Genomic DNA, 21,170 nt, shown 5'->3' on the forward strand with positions numbered 1-21,170 from the left:
TGCCTCTTTGGAGGCATCGCCTGTTCCCTGCGCGGTAATCGCGCCCGGCGGACCCGGCGCCGGCGGCTAGCGTCCGGGCTCGTCTACCTTGGAGGTTGCCACCATGCCCGTCCCCGAAGCCCCGCGGCGGCAGGGCGGACGCCGCTCCCCCTCGCTCACGCTGCTGGCGGTCTGCCTGGCCTCGGTGCTGTTCCCCCTGTCGATCACCGGTACGTCCGTGGCGCTGCCGAGCATCGCCACCGATCTGAACAGTGGTCTGGCCGCGCTCCAATGGGCGGTCAACGGCTACAACCTGACGTTCGCCGGCTTCATCCTGGCCGCCGGATCGCTGGCGGACCTTGTCGGACGCAAACGGGTGTTCCTCATCGGCACCGCCCTGTTCGGCGTGGGCGCGCTGGTCGCCGCGGTGTCGGACGACGTCCTGCTGCTGGACGTGGCCCGCGCGGTGTCCGGGGCGGGCGCCGCGGCGGCGCTGCCCAGCGGCAGCGCGCTGCTCGCCCAGGTCTTCGAAGGCCGGGCACGGGCCCGGGCGTTCAGCCTGTTCGGCACGACGGTCGGGCTGGGGCTGGCGCTCGGCCCGAGCATCGCGGGCGTGCTGGTGAGCAATCTCAGCTGGCGTTCGGTGTTCCTGGTCCCGGCGGTCGTGGCGTTCGCGGTGCTGCTGCTCGCGCCCTTCGTGCCGGAGTCCCGCGGCCCGGCCGGCGGCCGGGTCGACAAGGCGGGCACGGCGACGTTCACCGGCGCCCTGGTACTGCTGGTGTTCGGCCTGGTCGAGGGCCCGCAGCTGGGCTGGGCGCATGTGGCGGTGCTGGGTCCGCTGGCCGGGTTCGTGGTCCTGCTGGCCGCGTTCGTCGTCGTCGAACGGCGGCAGGAGCAGCCCATGTTCGACCTGACGCTGCTGCGCCGCCCGCGCTTCCTCGGGCTGTGCGTGTCCGTCATGGTCATCGTCTTCGGCTTCAGCCCGCTCGTGGTCTACCTGCCCTCGTACTTCTCGGCCGTGGACGGGCTCAGCCCGCAGCAGGCCGGTCTGACCCTCATGATGCTCACCGCCCCCACGCTGGTCTTCCCGGTGGTGGCCGGTGCGTTGACCCGCTGGATACCGGCCGGTACCCAGATCGTGGTGTCCGTGCTGCTGGTCGCCGTGGGCTGCGCGTGGCTGACGGTCATCGAGCCGGGCGGCGGCGACCTGCGGGTGCTCGGCCCCATGCTGCTGATCGGCGTGGGCGTCGGGATCTCGTTCGGGCTGCTGGACGGTGCGGCGGCCGACAGCGTGGAACCGGCGCGCACCGGCATGGCCTCCGGGATGTTCAACACCATGCGTCTGGCGGGCGAGGCCACCGCGATCGCCGTGGTGGGTTCGCTCATGGTGACGTTCACGCGGAGCGGCCTCGGCGGCAAGCTCGGCGGGTACGACACCCCGTACGCGGACCAGCCGGACCGCGTCGCCGATCTGCTCAACCAGGGCGACCTGGCCACGGCCGCCGACACCGTGCGCGGCCCCGGCGCCCGGCAGGCGTTCGTGGACACCGCCGCGCACGCGTACACCGGGGCGCTGCACACCGTGCTGTGGGTGCTGGCCGCGCTGTGCGTCGTGGCCGTGCCGCTGATCGCGTTCCTGCTGCGGGGGCGGGCGGCGCGGGCGCGGCCCGGCGGCCGCGCCCGGGCCGGACGCGGCGGTGCCGTCGGCGGCGGGACGCGTGGACGCCTGACGCGGCTCCGCGGGGCGTGCCGTCGCACGACGGCTCCCGCGGGCCGCGGGCCTTGTCGTCATCTGACGCGCTCCGCGGGCCGCGGCCCGTGCCGGGGTTCCTCTCCCCCGCCCCGCCCCTTCCCGCCGCATCCCATGTGCGGCCCCGCCCCGGCCCCCCTACCGCGCTGCGCGCGGTGTCCTCAAACTCCCCCAGCCACCGCTGGGAGGTGCCCCCGGACAGGCTGAACCGCCTGTCCCTCCCTCCGTAAGGAGTCACCCTCATGCCGGAAGCACAAGCTCCCGTGCTCGTCGTGGGTGCCGGACCGGTCGGTCTGGTCGTCGCCTGCGAACTGCTGCAGCAAGGCGTCCCGGTCCGGGTCGTGGACGCCAACCGCCACCACTCCCTGCACTCCCGCGCCATCAGCGTCTGGCCCCGCGTCCTGGAGGTCCTGCGCAGGATCGACGTCGCGGACGCCCTGGTGGAGCGCGGGCACCGGGTCAACGGCGTCGGCTACTACTCGTCCGGCCGGCTGCTCGGCACCGCCCGGCTGGACCGGCTCGCCGACACCCCGTACCCCTTCGGCCTGATGCTGGCCCAGAGCCGTACCGAGGAGGTGCTGGAGAAGCGGCTGGCCGAGCTCGGCGGCACGGTCGAGCGCGGGGTGCGGCTGACCGGGCTGCGGCGGCTCCCGGACCGCTGCGCGGTGACCCTGGAGCACGAGGACGGCGCCGCCGAGGAGACCGAAGTGCCGTGGCTGGTCGGCGCGGACGGCGCGCACAGCACGACGCGCAAGCTGCTCGGCATCGCCTTCGAGGGCGACCAGCCGGACGTGAGCTTCGCGATCGCCGACGCGTACGTGGACGGCGACCTCTCGGACCGGCTGCTGGGCTACTGCTACTCGCCGCGCGGCAGCCTCGCCCTCGGCCCGCTCGGGGACGACGTGTTCCGGCTCGCGGTGAGCGTGCCGCACCCGGAGGACGACACCCCGCCGCCGCTCGCGCTCTTCCAGGAGGTCCTCGACGAGCGCGCGCCCGGCCACGGCGTGGTCCGCGGGCTCAAGTGGAGTACGACTTTCCGGGTGCGGGTACGGACCGCCGCGCGGTTCTCGGCCGGCCGGTGCTTCCTGGCCGGTGACGCGGCGCACGTGATGAGCCCGGCCGGGGGCCAGGGCATGAACACCGGGCTCCAGGACGCGGTCAACCTCGGCTGGAAGCTGGCCGGGGTGGCCCGGGGCCGGCTCGACCCGGCGGCCCTGGACAGCTACGACGCCGAACGCCGGGAGGCCGCCCACCGGGTGACCGCGACGACCGGCCGGCAGACGCGGTGGGGCTTCGTCTCCCAGCGCGCGCAGATCGCCGCGCGGGACGCCGCGCTGCGCGGCGCCGACCGCACCGGGCTGGTGCAGCGGGCGCTCGCGCCCATCGTGGCGCAGACCGACACCCATTACGGGCCCGCGCCGTCGCCCACCGAGCTCGCCAAGGAGCTCGCCCGGGGGACCGGGGCCCGGCCGGGCGCCAGGGTGCCGGTGCTCCTGGGGGCCGTGGGTTCCACGGTCCGGGCCGAAAGGGTCCGGGCCGAAGCGACCCAGGCCGAAAGGACCCAAGCCGAAGGGGCCCAGGCCGAAGGGATCCGCGCCGAAGAGGTCCGGGCCGAAGGGATACAGGCCGAAGCGGCCCCGACCGAAGAGACCCTTCCCGAACGGGACTTCACGGAGGCGCCGCCGGCCGACGGCGGTTCCACAGACGGCACTTTCCCGGACGGCGGGTTCCCGAACGGCGGTCCCACGGACGGCGGTCCCACGGACGAAGCCTTCCCCGACGGCGGTCCCACGGACGAAGCCTTCCCCGACGGCGGTTTCACGGACGAGGGCTGGGTGGCGGCCGAGCGCGACGCGTTCACCGTGCTGCTCCGCTGGGACCCGGCCGGCAGCGCCGCCCACCGGTCCGAGGCCGTCGCGCGGCTGCGCGCCGACGCGCCGCCGGAGACCCGGTGGACCGATCTGAGCGCGGCGCCCGACGGGGTGCTGACCCGCCTCCTGGGCCCCGCCCCGGTGGCCGCCGTGGTCCGCCCCGACGGACACCTCTTCCGCCGGGTCCGCCCGGAGGACGTGCCCGCGGCGCTGCGTGCCGCCCGCGCCCTCCCGCATTTCTAGAGACTTCGGCACTTGTAGCGACAAAACACCTGACGACAATACCTGAGGTAACGCGGGAGACAGCCCGGACAGAAGACCACAAAAGAGCGCCGAAAGGCGTCCGAGCAATTGCGGGGGCGGCCGGGGCGGGAATATTTTCAATAGCACGGAGACCCGCCCTCCGCACCTTCCAGAATTGGTCAAAAATTGGCAAATGGACGAACTTGCTTGTAGGCCCCATGTTACGGTCCGGTGGTGCAGAACGCTGTGCGGATTGACAGCGCGAAGGCGTACGGGGAGGGGTCACATGCAAGGTCACTGTTCACCGAGACATTCCCTGGGCAGGCAGCTGGAGGAAGAGATTCCCGCCCTGGTCGGCCGATACCGTGACGCATTGGAAAAGGCCGAGAACCCACTGGGGAAGCTCCCGGAACTGTGGGAGGACACCCGCACCCACGCCGACCTGATCCTCACCCGCTGGGCCCGCGCCCTCGACATACCCGACGAGGACGAGTCCACCGGCATCGCCGCCGCGCTCGACCTGTCGGGCTCCTCCTCGCTGGGCACCCGCCGGGCCATCAGCGGCGTCCGGCTCGTCGACTCGCTCCGGGCCCTCGAAACCCTCACCCACACCGCCCTCGCCACCGCCGAACGCTGCACGGCCGACGCGCCCGCCGACGTACGCCACCACCTGATGGGCCGCGCCGCCCAGGTGCTCAACAGGATCGGCTCACAGCACACCCAGGCCGCCGTCTTCGGCTACGACGCCCACCTGCTGCGCCAGATCGACCGGGTCAACACCGGCGAGCGCGACCGGCTGGCCCGGGACATCCACGACCTGCTGGGCAACAGCCTCGCCCTCGCCTTCCGCCACCTGGAGCTCTACCGCATGACCGCGGCGGGCCCCGAAGGCCCCCGGCGCACCCATCTCGCCGCTCTCGACGACGCCCTCCAGGAGGCCGTCGGCTTCACCCGGGGCCTCATCTCCGGACTGCGCCACGGCGCCCCGCTCATCAGCCTGGAGGCGGAGCTCCGGGACTGCGCGGGCGCCCTCAACTTCCGCGGTCTGCCGGTGCGCGTCACGGTCAGCGGAGACGAGACCTGGCTGCCCGTACCGCATCGCACGGAGTTATTCCTCATTCTCCGCGAATTCCTTCGCAATTCCTTTACGCACGCCGCACCGCAATGCATATCCATCGATGTCTGCATCAGGCCCGGCCGGGTCGAGGCGGCGGCCTATGACGACGGCCGGGGATTCGACCACGACGACACCCGGATCGGTAACGCACAACATCCCGAGGACCGCGCCGGGCATCAGGGCGGACTGGTCATGATGCGGGAACGGGCCAGGGAGCTCGACGGCAACTGCCAATTACACAGCCGACCGGGCGCCGGCACCCGGCTGACCCTCTGGCTACCGCTCCCGGAATGGCCCGGCACCACGGACCCCGGGGATTCCCTGATCGCCGGGGAGCCCGCCGGAGCACCGCGACCGTAGCCCCCCGGGGCTCCCGGATCCGCCGCCCGCCGCGCGAGACGGCACGGGCGACGAGCAAGTGAACCGCCGAGGGGGAACCATGGACACCATTCGCATTCTCATCGCCGACGACCACACCCTGCTGCGCAACGCCCTGGCAGAGATCCTGCGGACCACCGACGAGTTCGAGGTGGTCGCGACCGCCGGCAGCGCCCCCGAGGCCATCCGGCTGGCGGCGGAGCACCAGCCGGACATCACCCTGCTCGACATCGGCATGCCCGGCAACGCCCATCCGCCGACCACCGTCCGCAAGCTCCAGCAGGCCGCCCCCGGCAACGGCATCCTCGTGCTGACCATGCACGACGACCCCCAGCTCGTCCAAGCCCTGCTGCCGCTGGGCATCCGCGGCTTCCTGCACAAGACGGTCAGCCACCAGGCGCTCTTCGCCGCGGTCCGCGAGGCCACCACCCCCGGCAGCCGGATCACCCTCTCCCTCTCCGCCGAGTCGCTCGCCGCGCCCCCGCCGCCCGCGCCCGGCCCGCTCTCCCCGCGCGAGGCGCAGGTCGTCGAGCTGGCCGCACACGGCCTGAGCAACTATCAGATCGCCCGGCGGCTCGACATCACCGAGGGAACCGTCAAGCGCCACATGCGCAACATCTTCGACAAGCTGGGTGTGGGCTCCCGCGTCGAGGCCGCCAACAAGTCCGTGGAACTCGGCCTGATCGAACCGCCCGTCGCCGCCCCCAAGCGGATGGGCCGCCGCTACCGGGAGTACCCCGAGTCGGCCTGATGCCTCCTTGGTGACATCCACTGCCCCCTGTGGCGCAGCAGCCCCCGGCGCCGGCGCGGCGCCGTCCTACGGTTCAGGGACGTTCGCCGCCCGGCCCCGGCCGGTGCCCGGTGCGACGCGCGGGCACCTCGCCCCGCGGCCCACCGGACGGCTCCCGACCCGCGGAAGGCAGTACGGCATTGCACCCGACCATCCCCGCCCAGAGCCCGGAGCACACCCGACGGTCCAGACTTCCCTCCCTCACCGGGCTGCGCTTCTTCGCCGCGCTGGCCGTCGTCCTGTTCCACATGACGCAGTCGCACTCCCCGCTGGACCCCGCGTCGCCGATGAACCCCTTCGCGGACCAGGGCCTCGCCCACGCCACGGAGAAGCTGTTCAGCCGGGCCGGATACCTCGGGGTCTCCTTCTTCTTCGTCCTCAGCGGCTTCGTCCTCACCTGGGTGGCACGCCCCGGTGAGCGCCTGCGCGACTTCTACCGCCGACGGCTGCTGAAAATCCTCCCCAACCACCTGGTGACCTGGGCGCTGGCCATGGTCCTCTTCGCCGGGGCCACCGTCGGCCCCGCGGCCTGGGGCGCCAACCTCGCACTCGTCAACTCCTGGTTCCCGCGCCTCGACATCAACATCGGCGCCAACCCGCCGAGCTGGTCGCTGTGCAGCGAGCTCCTCTTCTACCTGCTGTTCCCCTTCGCGCTGCGCCCGGTCCTGCGGATCGCCGAGCGCCGGCTGTGGATGTGGGCCTGGCTGATGGTGGCGGGCACGGTGGTGGTGGCGCTCGCCGGCGCGTATCTGATCACCGACACCCCGCGGCCCGCCCTCCTGCCGGTCTCCCCCACGCAGTTCTGGTTCGGCTACTTCTTCCCGCCGCTGCGCATGCTCGAGTTCGTCCTCGGCATGCTGCTGGCGCGCATCGTGGCCACCGGCCGGTGGCCGCGGATCGGCATCGTCCCGGCGGCCCTCCTGGTGACCGCCGCCTACGCGGCCTCGATGGTCCTGCCGTTCCAGTTCGGCTTCGTCGCCGCCGCCGTCCTGCCCGTCGGCGCCCTGATCTCCGCCGTGGCCACCGCCGATGTCCAGGGCACCCGCACCCTGATGCGAGGCAGGGTGATGCGGTGGCTGGGCGAGGTGTCCTTCGGCTTCTACCTCTGCCAGGGGATCGTCCTCTTCTACGGGCGGACGCTCCTGGACGAGGACCAGTGGGGCTTCGGACCGGTGGGCGGTGTGCTCGCGCTGCTGGGCGGCTGCCTGCTGAGCCTCTGCGCGGGCTGGCTGCTCATGGCCGGTGTGGAGCGGCCCGCCATGCGCCGCTGGAGCGTCGCGCGGGCCGCCCGGCGGTCGATCACGGTACGGAGGTCCGTACCGGCCGGGCGGCAGCGGGTCGACGCCTGACCGCCGCGGCCCGCCACCACTGAACCGGGTCCGTACGGAGCCGCTCCGCATAGCCCCGGAGGCCGGTACGTTTATCTACCTGGCAGCCTCCCCACGTCCTTACGGTCACCCGGTGTACGTGACCGGGTGCCCCGGGCGTCAGCCGGGGTCCCCCCGGAACGGCACGGCGTCCCGGTCCGCCGGTACGCCCCACCCCGACCGTGCGTACACGGCGTCCCGCAGCGCGGCGACCATGTCCCACAGCTCGACGAACCCCACGCCGTCCGCGCCCGGTTCCCACCGGAGCGCCCCGAGCGGCGCCGGGTCCCGGTGCGCGCACCGCGACAGGGCCCACGCCGCCTCACGGAGCAGCACCGGCCGGTGGTGGCACAGCAGCACGCCCGGCCCGGCCGGACCCCCGGGGTCCGCCGGCCATTCGGCGGTGAACCCCAGCGGCTCCAGCCACGCGTCGTAGAGGGCGCGGGCGACGGCACACCGCCGGCCCGCCCGGCCGCCCGGGGTCGTCCGGGGGGCCTCCCACAGGTCGAGCACCACCATGTCCGCGCGGCACAGCGGGGGATGCCCGCTCTCCGGGGGCGGGGCTCCGTCGACCCGCCCGTCTCGCGCATCCACTTGTCCCGGACCGCGGCTCAGATGCCCATGCCGATGCCGCCGCCGACAGGCAGGACGGCCCCGGTGACGTACGAGGCCGACTCCCCCGCGAGGAAGCGGACGGCGGCCGCGACCTCCTCGGCGGTGCCCGGCCGGCCGAGGGGCGTCATCCGCATGACGTCCTTCATCCGGCGGTCGGTGAGCTGCTTGGTCATGTCGGTCTCGATGATGCCGGGCGCGACCACGTTGACGGTCACCCCCCGGGAGCCGAGCTCCCAGGCGAGCGAGCGCGCGAAGCCCACCAGGGCCGTCTTGGTGGCCGCGTAGTTGGCCTGGCCCGGCGAGCCGAGGAAGCCGAGCGCGGAGGACATCAGGACGATGCGGCCGCCGCGCGCCGCGAGCATGCCCCCGGCAGCGGCCCGCACGGTGCGGAACACCCCCTGGAGGTTGGTGGCGAGCACCTCGTCGAAAGCGGCGTCGTCCATGCGCAGCAGCAGGGTGTCGCGGGTGATGCCCGCGTTGGCCACCAGGACGTCCACGGGCCCCTGTTCGGCCGTGACGGCCGCGAAGGCGGCCGCCACCGACTCCGGGTCGGTGACCTCGCAGCGCACGCCGAAGAAGCCCTCCGGCGGCTCCCCGGAGCGGTGGCCGACGGCCACCCGGTCGCCGTCGGCGGCCATCGCCCGGGCGACGGCGAGGCCGATCCCCCGGTTCCCTCCGGTGATGAAAACGGAACGTGACATGTTCTTCCCCTTACTAGGGCCGGCCGGTGCTCTCCGCGCACCCCGCGGCCGGCTCCTTCGGTCGTCGGTGAACGGCGTTCGGTCAGTCCGCCGGTTGCCCGGCCGGGCGCTCCACCACCAGGCACGACCAGGTGAATCCGGCCCCGGCGCTGAAGACCAGCGCCAGCTCGCCCGGCGCCAGGGTCCCCTCGCGCAGCAGTCCGGCCAGGCTCGCGGCGGCGTCGCCCGCCCCCAGGTGGCCGGTGTCGCGCCCCGGGTCCAGCAGTTCGGCGGCGAGCGTCCCGGACAGCACCGGGATCCACGACTCGTTCAGGGACTTGAGGCCGAACCTCGGCAGGACGGCGTACCGCAGGCGCGGATCGCCGGGTTCCGTCCCGGCGTCGCGCAGGGCCCGCGCGACGACCTCGCGGATGGCCGCCTCGTTCGTGGCGTGGAAGCCGTCGCTGCCCCGCTCGGTCAGATACGCGCGTTTGGTGGCGCGCATGTCCACCCGGTCCCGCAGGGTGCGGGCGGCGGGGGCGAAGGGGTCCGCGCCCCGGTGCATGGCCTCCAGCTCCGGGGCGGCGACCGTGGCGACCGCCCGCAGGACCAGCGGGTCGCGCGGGCCCGCCGGCACGGTCAGCAGCACGGCCGTACCGGCGTCCCCGTAGACGACCCCGTAGTCGCCGGCCCACCGGTCGAAGCCCGGTCCGGCGAAGCGGTCGCCCGTGGTCAGCAGCCCTCTGCGCGGCGTGCCCGGCAGGCTCGCGCGCGCCGCGGCGAGCCAGGCGGCGGTGAGTTCCACGGCGGCCGAACCGCCGTTGCACACCTGCTGGACCCCGACGGGCAGGGCGTCGCGCGCGCCGAGCCGCGCGGCGATGTAGTGGGCGGGCGACCACAGGTCGTGCCCCTGGTAGTACATCCACGCGTGGCACACCATGTCGACGTCCCCGGCCGCGACGCCGGCCGCGGCCAGCGCCTTCCGGGCCGCCTCCACCGCCATGTCGGGGGCGGGGACGTCCCCGGAGGCCGGGACCGTGTCATGACCCAGCTCGCGCGCCGCACGGGCGCGCAGCTGGCCGTCCCCGACGGCCTCGGACGCCCGCTCCCGCCCGTCGGGCAGCCAGAGCTCAGCGGCCGTGATCCCCACGGCCTCCACCGGTCTCATCTCGTAAGCCCCCTCAGACCTGCCTCGGACCTGCCTCGGACCTGATTCAGTCCTGCCTCAGTCCTGTCCGCCGCCGTCCCACGCCGGGCCGGCGGGACGCTCGCCGCGACAGGGCGATCGTGGTGAAAGGGTGCCGGTGAATCCACCCGTGATCGCGTGATTGCCCCTTAGGGAAGGCCGGTTGCGGCTCGTCGGACACATGGCGATGCCACTTTGGGGGTGCTTGCCGATGCCGCCGCGTTGGAGATTCGATTCAGGTCGGCCGGTCGGAACCGGCCCGATGCCCGGCCCGGTCCACGGCACTCGTCGACCGCCGTCCGGACGGCCACCGGCACCCATCGGCATCCATCAACATCCATCGGCACCTGCCGGGAGCCGCCCCGGACCGTCGGCGAACGGCGGCACCGGCCGCGCATCGGCGCGAACTTACTGTGCGAAGGGGGAAAAATGAGCGACGCCATCATTTCCGAGGAGCTGCGGGCCCGGGTCCGGGCGATCGTCGGCGACGTCCTGGAGGTGGAGGACGACGGCGCCCTCACCGACGAGAGCAGCTTCGCGGACGACTTCGACGCGGACTCGCTGCTGGTCATCGAGATCTTCTCGCGCTTCGAGCGGGATCTCGGCATCAAGATCCCGCAGGAGGACCTGACCGAGCTGGACGACCTGCCGACGGCCTACGCGGTGGTGGCCAAGCACAGCGCCGGCCAGGTCGCCGGTGTCTGAGCGGAGCGGCCGGCGGGCGCGCCGGGTCGTGGTCACCGGGCTCGGGGCGGTGAGCGGTCTGGGCCTGGGCGCCCGGGAGTTCACCGCCGCGATCCGCGAGGGCCGCAGCGGCATCGGTCCGGCGCGGCAGTTCGACACCACCGGTTTCGATCACCAGCTGGCCGGTGAGGTGGCGGACTTCGACCCCGCCGCCCTCCTGGAGCGGCTGGACCACCGCGAGTGGGGCCGCAGCGGGCAGTTCGCCGCCGCCGCGGCCAGGATGGCGGCCGAGGACGCCGGGTTCGCCCCCGGCGCCCTCGCCGCCGCCCGCACCGCGAGCTGCTTCGGCACGACGAACGGCGAGTCGCAGGTCCTGGAGCGACTCGCCACCCAGCGGGTGGAGCGGGGCGCCGAGCACCTCGACGCGGCCCTGGCGGGGCGGGCCGACGCCGGGCGGATCGCCACCGCCGTCAACCACGAACTCGGCCTCACCGGTGAGGCGCTGACCCTCGGGACGGCCTGCGCGGCGGGCAACTACGCCCTCGGCTACGGCTTCGACCTGGTCAGCACCGGGGAGGCGGACGTGGTGCTGTGCGGCGGCGCCGACGCCTCCAACCGGGCGACGCACGCGGGCTTCCACCGCCTCGGCGCGCTCGCCGCCGATGTCCCCCGGCCCTTCGACGAGCACCGGGACGGCATCGTCACCGCCGAGGGCGGCGCGGCCCTGCTCCTGGAGCCCCTGGAGGCCGCGCTCGCCCGTGGCGCCCGCGTCTACGCGGAGGTGCTCGGGTACGGCATGACCTGCGACGCGCGGCACATGACGAATCCGCACGGCCCGTCCATCGCCGAGTGCGTCCGGCGCGCCCACCGCATGGCGGGCGTCAAGCCGGAGGAGGTCGACTACATCTGCGCCCACGGCACGGGGACCCCCGCCAACGAGGCCGCCGAGATCGCGGCCGTGCGCGAGGCGTTCGGGGACACGGCGCCGCTCCCGCCCGTCAGCTCGGTCAAGTCGATGCTCGGGCACACGATGGGCGCGGCGGCCGCCTTCGGCGCGCTGGTGTGCTGCGCGGCCCTGCACGAGGGCTTCCTGCCGCCCAGCGCGACCGTGCGCACCGTCGACCCGGCGCTCGGACCGGACCTGGACTGCGTCCCCGGGCGGGCGCGGGAGGCACGGCCGGCCATCGCCCAGAACCACGGCTTCGCCTTCGGCGGGAACAACGCCGTGGCGATCTTCGGAAGGTTCGACGCATGACGCTGACGACGGCCCCGTACCGCACGGACGGGGCGACGGACCCATGGGCACCCGGCCGGTCCGGGGCACCGTTCCCGGTGGCCCCGGTGGATCTGCTCGGCTGCGCGGTCCACAGCGCGGCGGGCCCCGGTACGGCCGCGCTCGCCACCGCGCTCGCGGACGGGCGCGGCCCCGCGGCCACGGACGCCGCGGACCGGCCGACCGCGCCCGACGACGTGCCGTACCCCCCGCTGGACGTGCGTCCGGCCGCCGGGTTCGACCCGGCCGCCGTCCTGGGCCGCAAGGGGCTGGCCCGGCTGACCCGTACGGACCTCCTGGGCCTGGCCACGTGCACGGAGGCTCTGGAAGCGGTGGGCGGCCTGGCGGGCCTGAACGGTCCGGCGGGAGCAGACGGTTCGGACGTGGCCGGTGAGACGGGCGTGGTGCTCGGCAGCTCGCTGGGCAGTGCGAGCGCCGTCGCGGAGTTCACCCGGGACACGCTCGTCCAGGAGCGCCCGTACCTCGTGAACCCGTCCGCCTTCCCCAGCACCCTGATGAACTCGGCGGCGAGCCGGGCGGCCATCCGGCACGGCCTCACCGGGCTCAACGCGACGGTGTCGGGCGGCCCGCTGGCCTCCCTGCACGCGCTGCGCTACGCCCGGAACGCCCTGGTCCGCGGCCATGCGCGGCAGCTGCTCGTGGGCGGCGTCGAGGAACTCTCGCCGCACGGCGCCTGGGCCTGGCACCGGGCCGGCGCGCTCGCCCCGGACACCGCGCTCGGCGAGGGCTGCGCCGTCTTCGTCGCCCGGGCCGCGCCCGCCCCGGGCGAGCGGCCGGGCCCGCGCCGCTCGCCCGGCTGCTCGCCTGCGACATCGGGTCCGCCGAGCCCGGTTCGGGCCCCTCGGCGTGGCCCGCCGGCTCGCCGGCCTCGTGCGCGACGCCCTCGCCCGCAGCGGGGTCGCCCCGGGGACGTCGCGGTGGCGGCCGTGGGCGCCGCCGGGCGGCGCGGCTGGGCCGCCGTCGAGGAGCGCGGGCTGCGCCTGGCGTTCGGGCCCGGCCCGGAGCCCCTGCGGCTGCGCGTGCAGCCGCTGCTGGGCGAGACCCACAGCGCGAGCGGCGCCCTGCAGCTCGCCGCGGTCCTGGCCCGCTGGCAGGACGTGCCGACGGCACGACCGGCGACCGCCGAACGCGCCGCTGTGATCACTTCGGTGGGCCCCGACGGTTCGGTCGGCTGCGCCGTCGTCGTACGCCCCGAGTCCGCCTGACCCCCGTCTGGAGACGCCATGCACACCGCGACCGTTGACCCCGCCGCCGTCCAGGAGCCGGCACCGGCGCCCGTACCCGCCTTCGAACGGACCGTCCCGCGCGGGATGGTCCACCGCTGGGCCCTCTCCGAGGTGTTCCTGACCGACTCGGTCGCCGGGGCGGACGCGCGCTTCACGGCGGCCGCCCAGCTGCCCCTCTCCCACGGCTACTTCCGCGACCACCCGGGGCCCGGCCGTGACTTCCACGACGCGCTGCTCGTCCTGGAGAGCTGCCGCCAGGCGGTGACCTACGCCGCCCACGCGCACGAGGACGTCCCGCTCTCGACCACGTTCATGGTCACCTCCTGGTCCCTGGACGTGCCGGACCCGGCCGCGCTGGCCTGCGGCGAGCGCCCGGGCGAGCTGATCGCCGAGGGCCGGGTCACCGACCGGCAGCGGCGCGGCGGCCGGCTCCGCCGCCTGGTCTTCGCCATGGACCTGCGGCTCGACGGCAAGGCCCTGGGCCATCTGACGATGGACGTCAGCTGCACCCCGACCGACCAGTACCACGCGCTGCGCCGGATGCAGCGCGGCTCGGCCGCCCCGACCGCCTTCACCCTGCCCGCCGGCCCGGCGGGCGAGCCGGCCGCGCCCGCGTCCGTGGGCCGCCTCGACCCGGGCAACGTGGTGCTCGACGCGGTCCGCGGCACGGCCGACGGCACCCTGGAGGCCGTCCTCAGCCCGCGCACCTTCCGCAACCGGAGCATGTACGACCACCCCTACGACCACGTCCCGGCCATGGTGTTCAGCGAGGCGGCGCGGCAGTGCGCGGCCCTGCTCGGGAGCGGCGGCGGCGCGGACGGCGGGAGCGGTCCGGGGCGGGTGCTGCGGCTGGACGCCGAGTTCGCGAAGTTCGCCGAGCTGGACGAGCCGGTGCGCCTGACCGCCGCGCGCGAACCGGCGGCGGCGGGCCCCGCCGCGTACCGCCTGACCGCGACGCAGCGGGAGGACACCGTGGCCCGGCTGACGATCACGATCGGCTGACGCCCGCCGCGGCTCCTTCCCTCTTCCCCACCCCAGTCCTCTTGGAGACCCCTATGTCCACGGCCGCCCCCGGCGTCGCCTTCTTCGACGTCGACGAAACGCTCATCACGCTCAAGAGCATGTTCGACTTCTACGACTTCTTCCTCGACTCGCTGGGCCACAGCGCCGAGGAGAAGGAGCGGCTGAGCCGCGACGCGAGGGACCTGCTCACCCCCGGACTCCCCCGCGAGCAGGGAAACCGTCTCTTCTACCGCCGCTTCGCCGGTTACGCCGTGGACCAGGTGGCGGAGACCGGCCGCCGCTGGTTCGACCACCACCGGGCGCGCGGCGGCCTCTTCCACGACGACGTGCTGGCCGCGCTGCGCGCCCACCGCGCGGACGGCGTCGAAACCGTGCTCGTCTCCGGCTCGTTCCCGGCCTGCCTCGACCCGGTGGCCGCGTACGCGGGGGCCGACCGCCTCTACGCGACCGTCCTGGAGGCGCGGGACGGCCACTACACCGGCGAGGTCCTGCGGACGATGATCGGCGACGCCAAGGCGGAGACCGCGCGCGCCGTCATCGAGGAACGGCGGGTCGCGGCCGGGGACTGCTACGCGTACGGGGACCACGTCTCGGACCTGGACCTGCTGCGGCTGGTCGGCCACCCGGTCGCCGTGGGCACACACCCGGCCGTCGTCGAGGAGGCGGAACGCCTCGGCTGGCGCCGCCTGCCGGGCACGGCCGAGGCGCTCACGACGCCTTGAGCGTCTGCCCACGCTTTGAGCACCATCCGGGGGCTGCCGCAGGGCCGGCAGCCCCCGAACGCCACGACGTCCTCACCTCACAAAAAGCCGCCCAATAACAATTCATTTGTTAAACTCTCGGCATGGCTACGTCTCCCGCCCCCGGTGAGGGCCCCGTCCGACCGGTGTCGGTCTCCCTTCACGAGGGCACGATCGCGGCGCTCAAGGAACGCACCGGCAGACGCGGCATGTCCGCGTACGTGGAAGCTCTCATTCAGCGACAGTTGGAACGGGAACGCCTGCGGGAGCTGATCGAGGACGCCGAGGCCGCACACGGCCCGGTGGACGAGGCGGCGGTCGAGGCCAAGCGGGCGCTCCTGCGCGGCGACCGGGCCGGCTCGGCGGACGCCGTGTGAGCGGGACTCTCGTCCTCGACTGCGAAGGTCTCTCCGAACTCGTACGCCGCGCCCCGGAGGCCACGGAGTGGCTGGCCGCCGCCGAGGCCGAGGACATCCGTGTGGTCACGAGCTCCGTCACGCTCGTCGAAGCCCGGGACCCCAAGATCAGTCAGGCGCGCTTCGACTACGCCGTCTCCCGGGTGAACGTCATTCCGCCCGGTGAGGCAATCGCCCGCCACGCGAGCAGGCTGCTCGCGGCCGCGGGACTGCACGGCCACAAGTACGCACTCGACGCCATCGTCGCCGCCACCGCGCTCGCAGCGCCCTCCCCTGTCACTGTCCTCACCTCGGATGTCGAAGACCTCCTCGCGCTGTGCGGAGACCGCGTCCGCGTGTACAAGATTTGACTCCAGGGCGAACCGCGTAAGCAGGGCGATCAGTCACCGCCTGCCCCGCACCGCTTTCACCACCTCGGCCACAGCACGCAGAATCCCCGCGCGATCCCGCGATGCGGCGCCGGTAAGCGCGTACCGGACGACGAGCACGGCGACGCCGGCCAAGATGAGCACAGTGAGAACGCCACACGCGACGATGGCGAACACAGGGTCCATGACGGTTCCTCCGGACTTCGGCAGATGACGGTTCCGATCCTGCCGACCTCGCTCCCCCGACGGCGCCGCACGATCCGCCCAATCAGGGGTCAACTCCCAGGTGGGATCGGTAATGTGCGAACCTCCCGGTCGGCCGAGTCGGGCGACTCGGAGCACTGGGCCGGGACGGCGAGGGGGACGGAGGGCCGTGGCGGGGCAACCGAAGTACGAGCAGGCGCTGGCGAAGTTGAGGGAACTGGCCGGGAACCCTCTCGCGGCCGTGGTGCGCGAGGAGATGAGACGAGACCTTCCGGGCAGCCGCAGGCCCCCGGCCGACAGCACCGTCGCGGACTGGACCGCAGGTCGGAGGATCCCCCGGCAGGACAAGGACTTGAACCTCTTCCTGTCCGCCCTGCACCGCCTCGCACAGGCCAATCGGCCACACCCGCCCGTACGACTTCCGAGCCAGCAGCAGTGGTACGACATGGCGAGGGAAGCCAAGGACGCCCGCCACAAGAAGACCGCCGCGCTCGCCATCCCCGCCCCGAGCGCACCCCGTACGCCCACTTCTCAGCTGGGCTGGGAGGGCGAGGTAGCGGGCTCCCAGGCGTGGCACCTGATGAAGCCCGGCTCCGAAGACTTGGCCGAAGCACTGAAGCAGCAGGCCACGGAGGTCGTCGGCCGCCTTGCGGAGCTGTACGACGACGCACGTCCCGCACTCGCCGACGACCCATGGCACGACAAGAACCTGGCGCGGCGCATCGCCGACAGGACCAACCAGCTGTCCCGCATGATCTGGCCTGACGGGCAGAGCGACCTCTCCCCTGCCGAGGCGACCCTGCTCGCGCTGCTTCCCTTCCTGTACCAGACGCACAGGTCGCGTACGGCCGCCGGACTGTCCCATGTCGAGCCGACGAACCTGGCCCAGTCGGCCTCGTGCGACCGGGAACGGCGGTCCTACGAGGTGCTGCTGCGCGGGCACGAGCCGCTCATCCGCCAAGGAGAGCGCGGACATTTGAACGACCGCCCGGATGGACGGCGGGAGATCGGTTGGTGGCTGTTTCATCAGTGGGCGAACCGGCAGCCCGGCCAACTCCACTCCCTCCGGGCCGCCATGAACTCCGAGGACACCGGCATCGGGGCCATTCTCGACCCGGAGCTGCTCCATCGGCTGCTGTCCTGCGTTCATGCCACGCCGCACGAGCTGTACGGTGCCGCGCTCGAAGGCCATCTGCGCAACGACGCGTTCCCGCTCGACTTGGGCGGCCGGGGCTGGCAGCACGTACGAGAACGGTTGCTGGGGCTGATGTTCGCGATCGCCCACGGCTTGGCGATCGAGGTCATGGACCTCTCCTCGGCGGTCGTCAGGCACGTCGGCATCCCCGAGCCCCTCGACCCCGGTCGACTGCTCGACACCGTGCAGAACGCCCGCTGGAATCTCAGCGGAGACGTCATCGGGCTCAGGGCCGACTGCGACCACCCCGCCGCTGTGGCCGCCCTCACCGAGCACACCCATCGGGTGGAGTCGCTGCTGCGTGCCGCACGGCGCGCGGCGGTGCGGCATCTGGGCAGGCTGCCGGTATACGCCAACGCCGACCAGGTCCGGGAGACGGACACCGACGGCAACCCCGTCGGCACGGTCACGCGCTTCCGGCTGGACGAGGAGCGGGTCCAGGCCCTCCTCATGGGCGAGAACCTCTACCGCGAGCGCGGCCTCGCCATCCGCGAGCTCTACCAGAACGCCCTGGACGCCTGCCGCTACCGTCAGGTCCGGGAGCAAGCCCGCAACGGGCGGGACTACGACGGCTACCCGGGGCGGATCACATTCGTCCAGGGGGTCGACGAGAACGGCCGTCATTTCCTGCAATGCCGCGACAACGGCATCGGTATGGACGAGACCATGTTGTCAGAGGTCTTCTCCCGGGCCGGGGTCCGCTTCACGGACCTTCCCCAATACGCGGAAGAGCGGCAGGAGTGGCAGAACCAGGGCATCACCATCCATCCGAACAGCAGGTTCGGTATCGGGGTGCTCAGCTATTTCATGCTCGCCGACGAAATCCGTGTCACCACCTGCCATATGGACGGCGCCCACGGCAGACTGACCGAATTCTCCGTCCTCATCACCGGGCCGGGGCACTACTTCAGGGTCCGGCCGAGCGGCCGGCCCGGCACCATCGGCACCACGGTTCGGCTCTACCTACGGGACGGAGACAAGGCACCCTCCTGCGTCAGGGAGCTCGGACGGCTGCTGGGCATCGCCGAGTTCCGGACCACGGCCGAACACGGAACACAGCGGGCGGAGTGGGTGCCCGGCGTCCTGCGCCCACGGCGGGACCTTGGTTTCGAGCATGACGGCTTCGAGGCCGACGGCCGTCTGGTGCCCTGGGCAGCCGGTCCGAGAGGGGCCGACGGCCAGGTGGTCTGGTGCGAGTCGGGCGGCGGCGTCCTGGTCGACGGGATCTTCACCGAGCCCCGGGCCCGGTGTGGTGTCCTGGCCGACCCGGCCGATCTGCGCAGGCTGCGCGGCGCCGTCGTGAACCTCACCGGCGAGAGCCGGCCCCGGCGCCTTTCCGTGGACCGCTCGGAAATCCTGGACGACGACATCCATACAGAGGTGGAGCGGCTGGTCAAGGCCGCATTGCCGACGCTGCTCAGCGCTGACCCGCCCCTGGTGGACGCAGAATGGCTGGCCGATGTCTCGGGCCTGAGCCCCCGGCTCGCCGATATCGTGACGGAGGCGGCCGGAATCGCGGGGCACAAACTGGAGCTGCACGGCCATCCCTCCTGTGTCTCGACAGCTGGCTTCTTCCCCCAGGACGTCCATATTGTCCACGGCACCGACTCCGGAAGTTCGGAGATGGCCGTATTCCCGGGCAGAACTCCGGCAGGGACCATGTACGGCGATCCGGACCCCGCCACCCAGCTCTGGAGGCTGCTGGGCCAGCGTCCCAACGACGAGTTGGCGGCGCTGACCGAGATCGTGCCGGAACTGGCCCGGGTGACACATGTACTCCCCGCCCGACCCTCGGATGGGCTCCTCCGCACCGCTTGCCTTCATGGGTGGGCCGACCGATCCTGGCCCAATGCCGATTTCCATCGCAAGGAAATCTCCACCCCCGGTCACGCACTCTCCATAGCCAGCTTCTGCGGCGCCTCGTACCAGGAGGTGGTGGAGCGCATGCGGCAACTCCGTCTCCCCGGCCCCGAACTGCCCGGTGGCGACACCCCCATCGATGCGATCAATCTCGCGCTGCTCAGCAGAGACCTGCGCGGACTGACACTCAACTCCGGTGCTGGCTCACCGTCCTGGCTCGATGTCAACGTGCCAGTGCCACCAGGGCATCTCGTCAACGCCCACTTCGTACTGGACATCAGCGTCTCTGACGCCGCCCACCGGATGAGAGTGTTCGGTTTCTCCGTTCCGGAGGTGGACCGGCTTCCACAAACACCGGAAGTCCGGACGCTCCGCCTGCTCAGCGTCGAGCTGAACGGCAAGCGGCCCTGGCTGGACCCCACCCGCCCCGTCACGATCGGCCAGGTGCTCCTAGCCGCCACGGAGCTGGCACAGCCCGTTCAAGAGGTTGTGCGGGAACTCCGGAGCTACGGATTCCGCGTGGAAGTCGGCGCCGCACACGAGCGACTGGCTGATGACCTGATCCGCCAGGGCACCGAGTGGGGATGGGAACCCGCCGACTGGAGGGACCTGGAGGGTGCAAAGGCGGTTCCACCCGGTGTGCTCGCCTCCACGTCAGCCAGGCTGGGGATTCCGCTCCACAAGGTCGCGAGCCGTCTCCAAAAGCTGGGCCTCGGCATTCCGGCCCCCCTGCCAGAACAGACAGACGATGCGGATCCACTGATCCTCAGCAGCGATGCCTGTGGTGGACGGCCCTGGCTTCCAGTCGGCGCCGAGATCTCCCTCCGCCACATCGCACAGGCGGCTGTGGAGACGGGACTCCCCCCGGCGGAGGTGGTCTCCCGGCTTCGGGCCTACGGTCTGCTCACACCGGGCAACCCGCTCCCGGCAAGCGCCGAGCGGAGCGATGTGACTCTGCTCGAACTGGACGGGGAATCCTCCCAGCTCCCTTCGGACCGCCCCGTGTCGGTGCGCCAGGTGATCAGACTTTCCGGGCGTCTCGGCATGTCTCCCCAAGCCGTGATCGATCGTCTCGCCCAATACGGTCTGGCCACGCAGCTCAAAGCGGGACCGGCGCAGGCGCGCGCGTTCGATACCGCACTTGTGCGCATGGCGTCCCAGCGCAGCTTCCGCGAACAGTTGCTGCTCGACTGGGACAGACCCGTGCCACTGCACCATATGCTTTCGACCCCGGCCAAGCTGCTGCTGGATCCCCAGGAGGTCGAAGAGCGTCTGCGCGCCTTCGGCTTCCGGATCCCCGAGTACGACCCTGACCGGTTGGACGACACCGATCGCAATCTCTGCCTGCGGCGACACTCTCTGGGTAACAGCGGAGAAGGAGAGGACCTTCCTCTCGGCCTCAGCAATCCGATCTCCGACTTTCTCTTGATCGCCCGCCTCGCGGACATACCGGTCAGCGAACTCGTGCCGCGGCTGGAGCGCCTCGGCGTCGATCTCCAGCGGGTGATCGACGCCGTCCGTGCCGCCCTCCCCGATGTGCCCGGCCTGGTCCGGGAGGACCCACAGACCCAGGACGCCTGACATGCCGCCCTGGGCGACACGGGTTCCGTGCGGTCGAGCCCGGACGCGGCGCGGGCAGTCCCGAGTCCTGCTCGCCGCGCCGCGTCCCGCTCACGACGCCTTGAGCAGCGCGCCTTCCCGCCACTTGAGGATCTTGTCGAAGCTGACCACCGCGCCCTGCCGCCCCGGGCGGTTCCGGACGCGGACGTGGTCGGTGAGCGACTCGATCAGGAAGAGGCCCCTGCCGTGTTCGTCCTGGGCGGGGGCCGGGTTCCTGTCGCGGGTGGTGCGGGCCGGGCGCTGGGGGCGGCGGCGGTCGCGGGGGCGGGGCTGCTCGGGGAAGCCCGGTCCGGAGTCCGTGACCTCGATCCGGCAGGTGTCGCCGTCGATGAAGGCCGTGACCAGATATCCGGTCGAGGAGTCGCCGCCGTGTTCGACGGCGTTGGCACACGCCTCACTGAGGGCGACCGACAGATCGTAGGAGATCTCGGGGTCGACGCCCGCCGTCTCCATGGTGCCGACCAGCAGCCTCCGGGCGAGCGGCACGCTCGCGGCCTCGCGTCGCAGATGGAGTGACCACCACATGCTCATGCTCAGCCTCCTGGCCGCGGCTCGACATACCGA

18 protein-coding genes are annotated in these 21,170 nt (G+C 72.7%); 13 read left to right on the forward strand and 5 right to left on the reverse strand.

All coding sequences use genetic code 11. The features are described 5' to 3' along the window. The first annotated feature begins 103 nt into the window (after window positions 1-103). From AF335_RS12600 to AF335_RS12620, 5 genes are all read left to right on the forward strand, one after another. Window positions 104-1,936, forward strand: coding sequence for an MFS transporter (locus AF335_RS12600; protein WP_102918408.1), 1,833 nt, complete (start codon window positions 104-106; stop codon window positions 1,934-1,936). Between the two features lie 35 nt (window positions 1,937-1,971). Further along, window positions 1,972-3,843, forward strand: coding sequence for an FAD-dependent monooxygenase (locus AF335_RS12605; protein ID WP_102918409.1), 1,872 nt, complete (start codon window positions 1,972-1,974; stop codon window positions 3,841-3,843). Window positions 3,844-4,216: 373 nt separating this feature from the next. Beyond that, the gene (locus AF335_RS12610; RefSeq protein WP_170127676.1) at window positions 4,217-5,320 is read left to right on the forward strand and encodes a sensor histidine kinase; all 1,104 of its coding nucleotides are present in this window, start codon (window positions 4,217-4,219) and stop codon (window positions 5,318-5,320) included. Between the two features lie 79 nt (window positions 5,321-5,399). Beyond that, complete coding sequence (locus AF335_RS12615) at window positions 5,400-6,089, forward strand: response regulator (RefSeq protein WP_102918411.1); 690 nt, start codon at window positions 5,400-5,402, stop codon at window positions 6,087-6,089. A gap of 179 nt (window positions 6,090-6,268) precedes the next feature. After that, a complete protein-coding gene (locus AF335_RS12620) occupies window positions 6,269-7,477 on the forward strand; it encodes an acyltransferase family protein (RefSeq protein ID WP_211304096.1) in 1,209 nt (402 codons plus the stop codon). Window positions 7,478-7,615: 138 nt separating this feature from the next. Here the strand turns inward: AF335_RS12620 and AF335_RS12625 are convergent, their stop codons facing one another. The 3 genes from AF335_RS12625 to AF335_RS12635 form a co-directional block, all read right to left on the reverse strand. After that, window positions 7,616-8,089 (reverse strand): hypothetical protein, encoded by a 474-nt coding sequence (locus tag AF335_RS12625; RefSeq protein WP_146045507.1) that lies wholly within the window; start codon window positions 8,087-8,089, stop codon window positions 7,616-7,618. A gap of 17 nt (window positions 8,090-8,106) precedes the next feature. Further along, a complete protein-coding gene (locus AF335_RS12630; protein ID WP_102918413.1) occupies window positions 8,107-8,811 on the reverse strand; it encodes an SDR family oxidoreductase in 705 nt (234 codons plus the stop codon). A gap of 82 nt (window positions 8,812-8,893) precedes the next feature. Next, the gene (locus AF335_RS12635) at window positions 8,894-9,958 is read right to left on the reverse strand and encodes a 3-oxoacyl-[acyl-carrier-protein] synthase III C-terminal domain-containing protein (RefSeq protein ID WP_102918414.1); all 1,065 of its coding nucleotides are present in this window, start codon (window positions 9,956-9,958) and stop codon (window positions 8,894-8,896) included. A 447-nt stretch (window positions 9,959-10,405) separates the two neighbouring features. Between AF335_RS12635 and AF335_RS12640 the strand changes: the two genes are divergently transcribed. The 7 genes from AF335_RS12640 to AF335_RS12670 all read left to right on the forward strand — a co-directional run bounded on the left by AF335_RS12640 (window position 10,406) and on the right by AF335_RS12670 (window position 15,709). Continuing rightward, complete coding sequence (locus AF335_RS12640) at window positions 10,406-10,681, forward strand: acyl carrier protein (protein ID WP_102918415.1); 276 nt, start codon at window positions 10,406-10,408, stop codon at window positions 10,679-10,681. Continuing rightward, window positions 10,674-11,915: a beta-ketoacyl-[acyl-carrier-protein] synthase family protein gene (locus tag AF335_RS12645; RefSeq protein WP_102918416.1), complete on the forward strand. Its 1,242-nt coding sequence runs from the start codon at window positions 10,674-10,676 to the stop codon at window positions 11,913-11,915. Before AF335_RS12640 ends, AF335_RS12645 begins: the two co-directional genes overlap by 8 nt. Then, window positions 11,912-13,159 carry a beta-ketoacyl synthase N-terminal-like domain-containing protein gene (locus AF335_RS12650; protein ID WP_102918417.1) on the forward strand — a complete coding sequence of 416 codons (1,248 nt, stop codon included), beginning with the start codon at window positions 11,912-11,914 and terminating at the stop codon, window positions 13,157-13,159. Before AF335_RS12645 ends, AF335_RS12650 begins: the two co-directional genes overlap by 4 nt. 18 nt (window positions 13,160-13,177) lie before the next feature. After that, window positions 13,178-14,182, forward strand: coding sequence for a ScbA/BarX family gamma-butyrolactone biosynthesis protein (locus AF335_RS12655; protein ID WP_102918418.1), 1,005 nt, complete (start codon window positions 13,178-13,180; stop codon window positions 14,180-14,182). Between the two features lie 53 nt (window positions 14,183-14,235). Next, on the forward strand, window positions 14,236-14,925 hold the full coding sequence (locus tag AF335_RS12660; protein ID WP_102918419.1) for an HAD family hydrolase: 690 nt from the start codon (window positions 14,236-14,238) through the stop codon (window positions 14,923-14,925). Window positions 14,926-15,047: 122 nt separating this feature from the next. Continuing rightward, window positions 15,048-15,320, forward strand: a complete 273-nt coding sequence (locus AF335_RS12665) for a hypothetical protein (protein WP_102918420.1) — start codon at window positions 15,048-15,050, stop codon at window positions 15,318-15,320. Beyond that, window positions 15,317-15,709 carry a type II toxin-antitoxin system VapC family toxin gene (locus AF335_RS12670; RefSeq protein ID WP_102918421.1) on the forward strand — a complete coding sequence of 131 codons (393 nt, stop codon included), beginning with the start codon at window positions 15,317-15,319 and terminating at the stop codon, window positions 15,707-15,709. Before AF335_RS12665 ends, AF335_RS12670 begins: the two co-directional genes overlap by 4 nt. A 33-nt stretch (window positions 15,710-15,742) precedes the next feature. On the opposite strand, the gene AF335_RS34595 is transcribed toward AF335_RS12670, so the two are convergent. Continuing rightward, window positions 15,743-15,913 (reverse strand): hypothetical protein, encoded by a 171-nt coding sequence (locus tag AF335_RS34595; RefSeq protein WP_170127677.1) that lies wholly within the window; start codon window positions 15,911-15,913, stop codon window positions 15,743-15,745. Window positions 15,914-16,283: 370 nt separating this feature from the next. Between AF335_RS34595 and AF335_RS12675 the strand changes: the two genes are divergently transcribed. Next, complete coding sequence (locus tag AF335_RS12675; RefSeq protein WP_146045508.1) at window positions 16,284-20,567, forward strand: wHTH domain-containing protein; 4,284 nt, start codon at window positions 16,284-16,286, stop codon at window positions 20,565-20,567. A 90-nt stretch (window positions 20,568-20,657) separates the two neighbouring features. On the opposite strand, the gene AF335_RS12680 is transcribed toward AF335_RS12675, so the two are convergent. Next, a complete protein-coding gene (locus AF335_RS12680; RefSeq protein WP_102918423.1) occupies window positions 20,658-21,137 on the reverse strand; it encodes an ATP-binding protein in 480 nt (159 codons plus the stop codon). Window positions 21,138-21,170: the final 33 nt, after the last annotated feature.

Origin of the sequence: Streptomyces eurocidicus, from assembly GCF_002891295.1 — a bacterium.
GTDB classification, from domain to species: Bacteria; Actinomycetota; Actinomycetes; order Streptomycetales; family Streptomycetaceae; genus Streptomyces; species Streptomyces eurocidicus.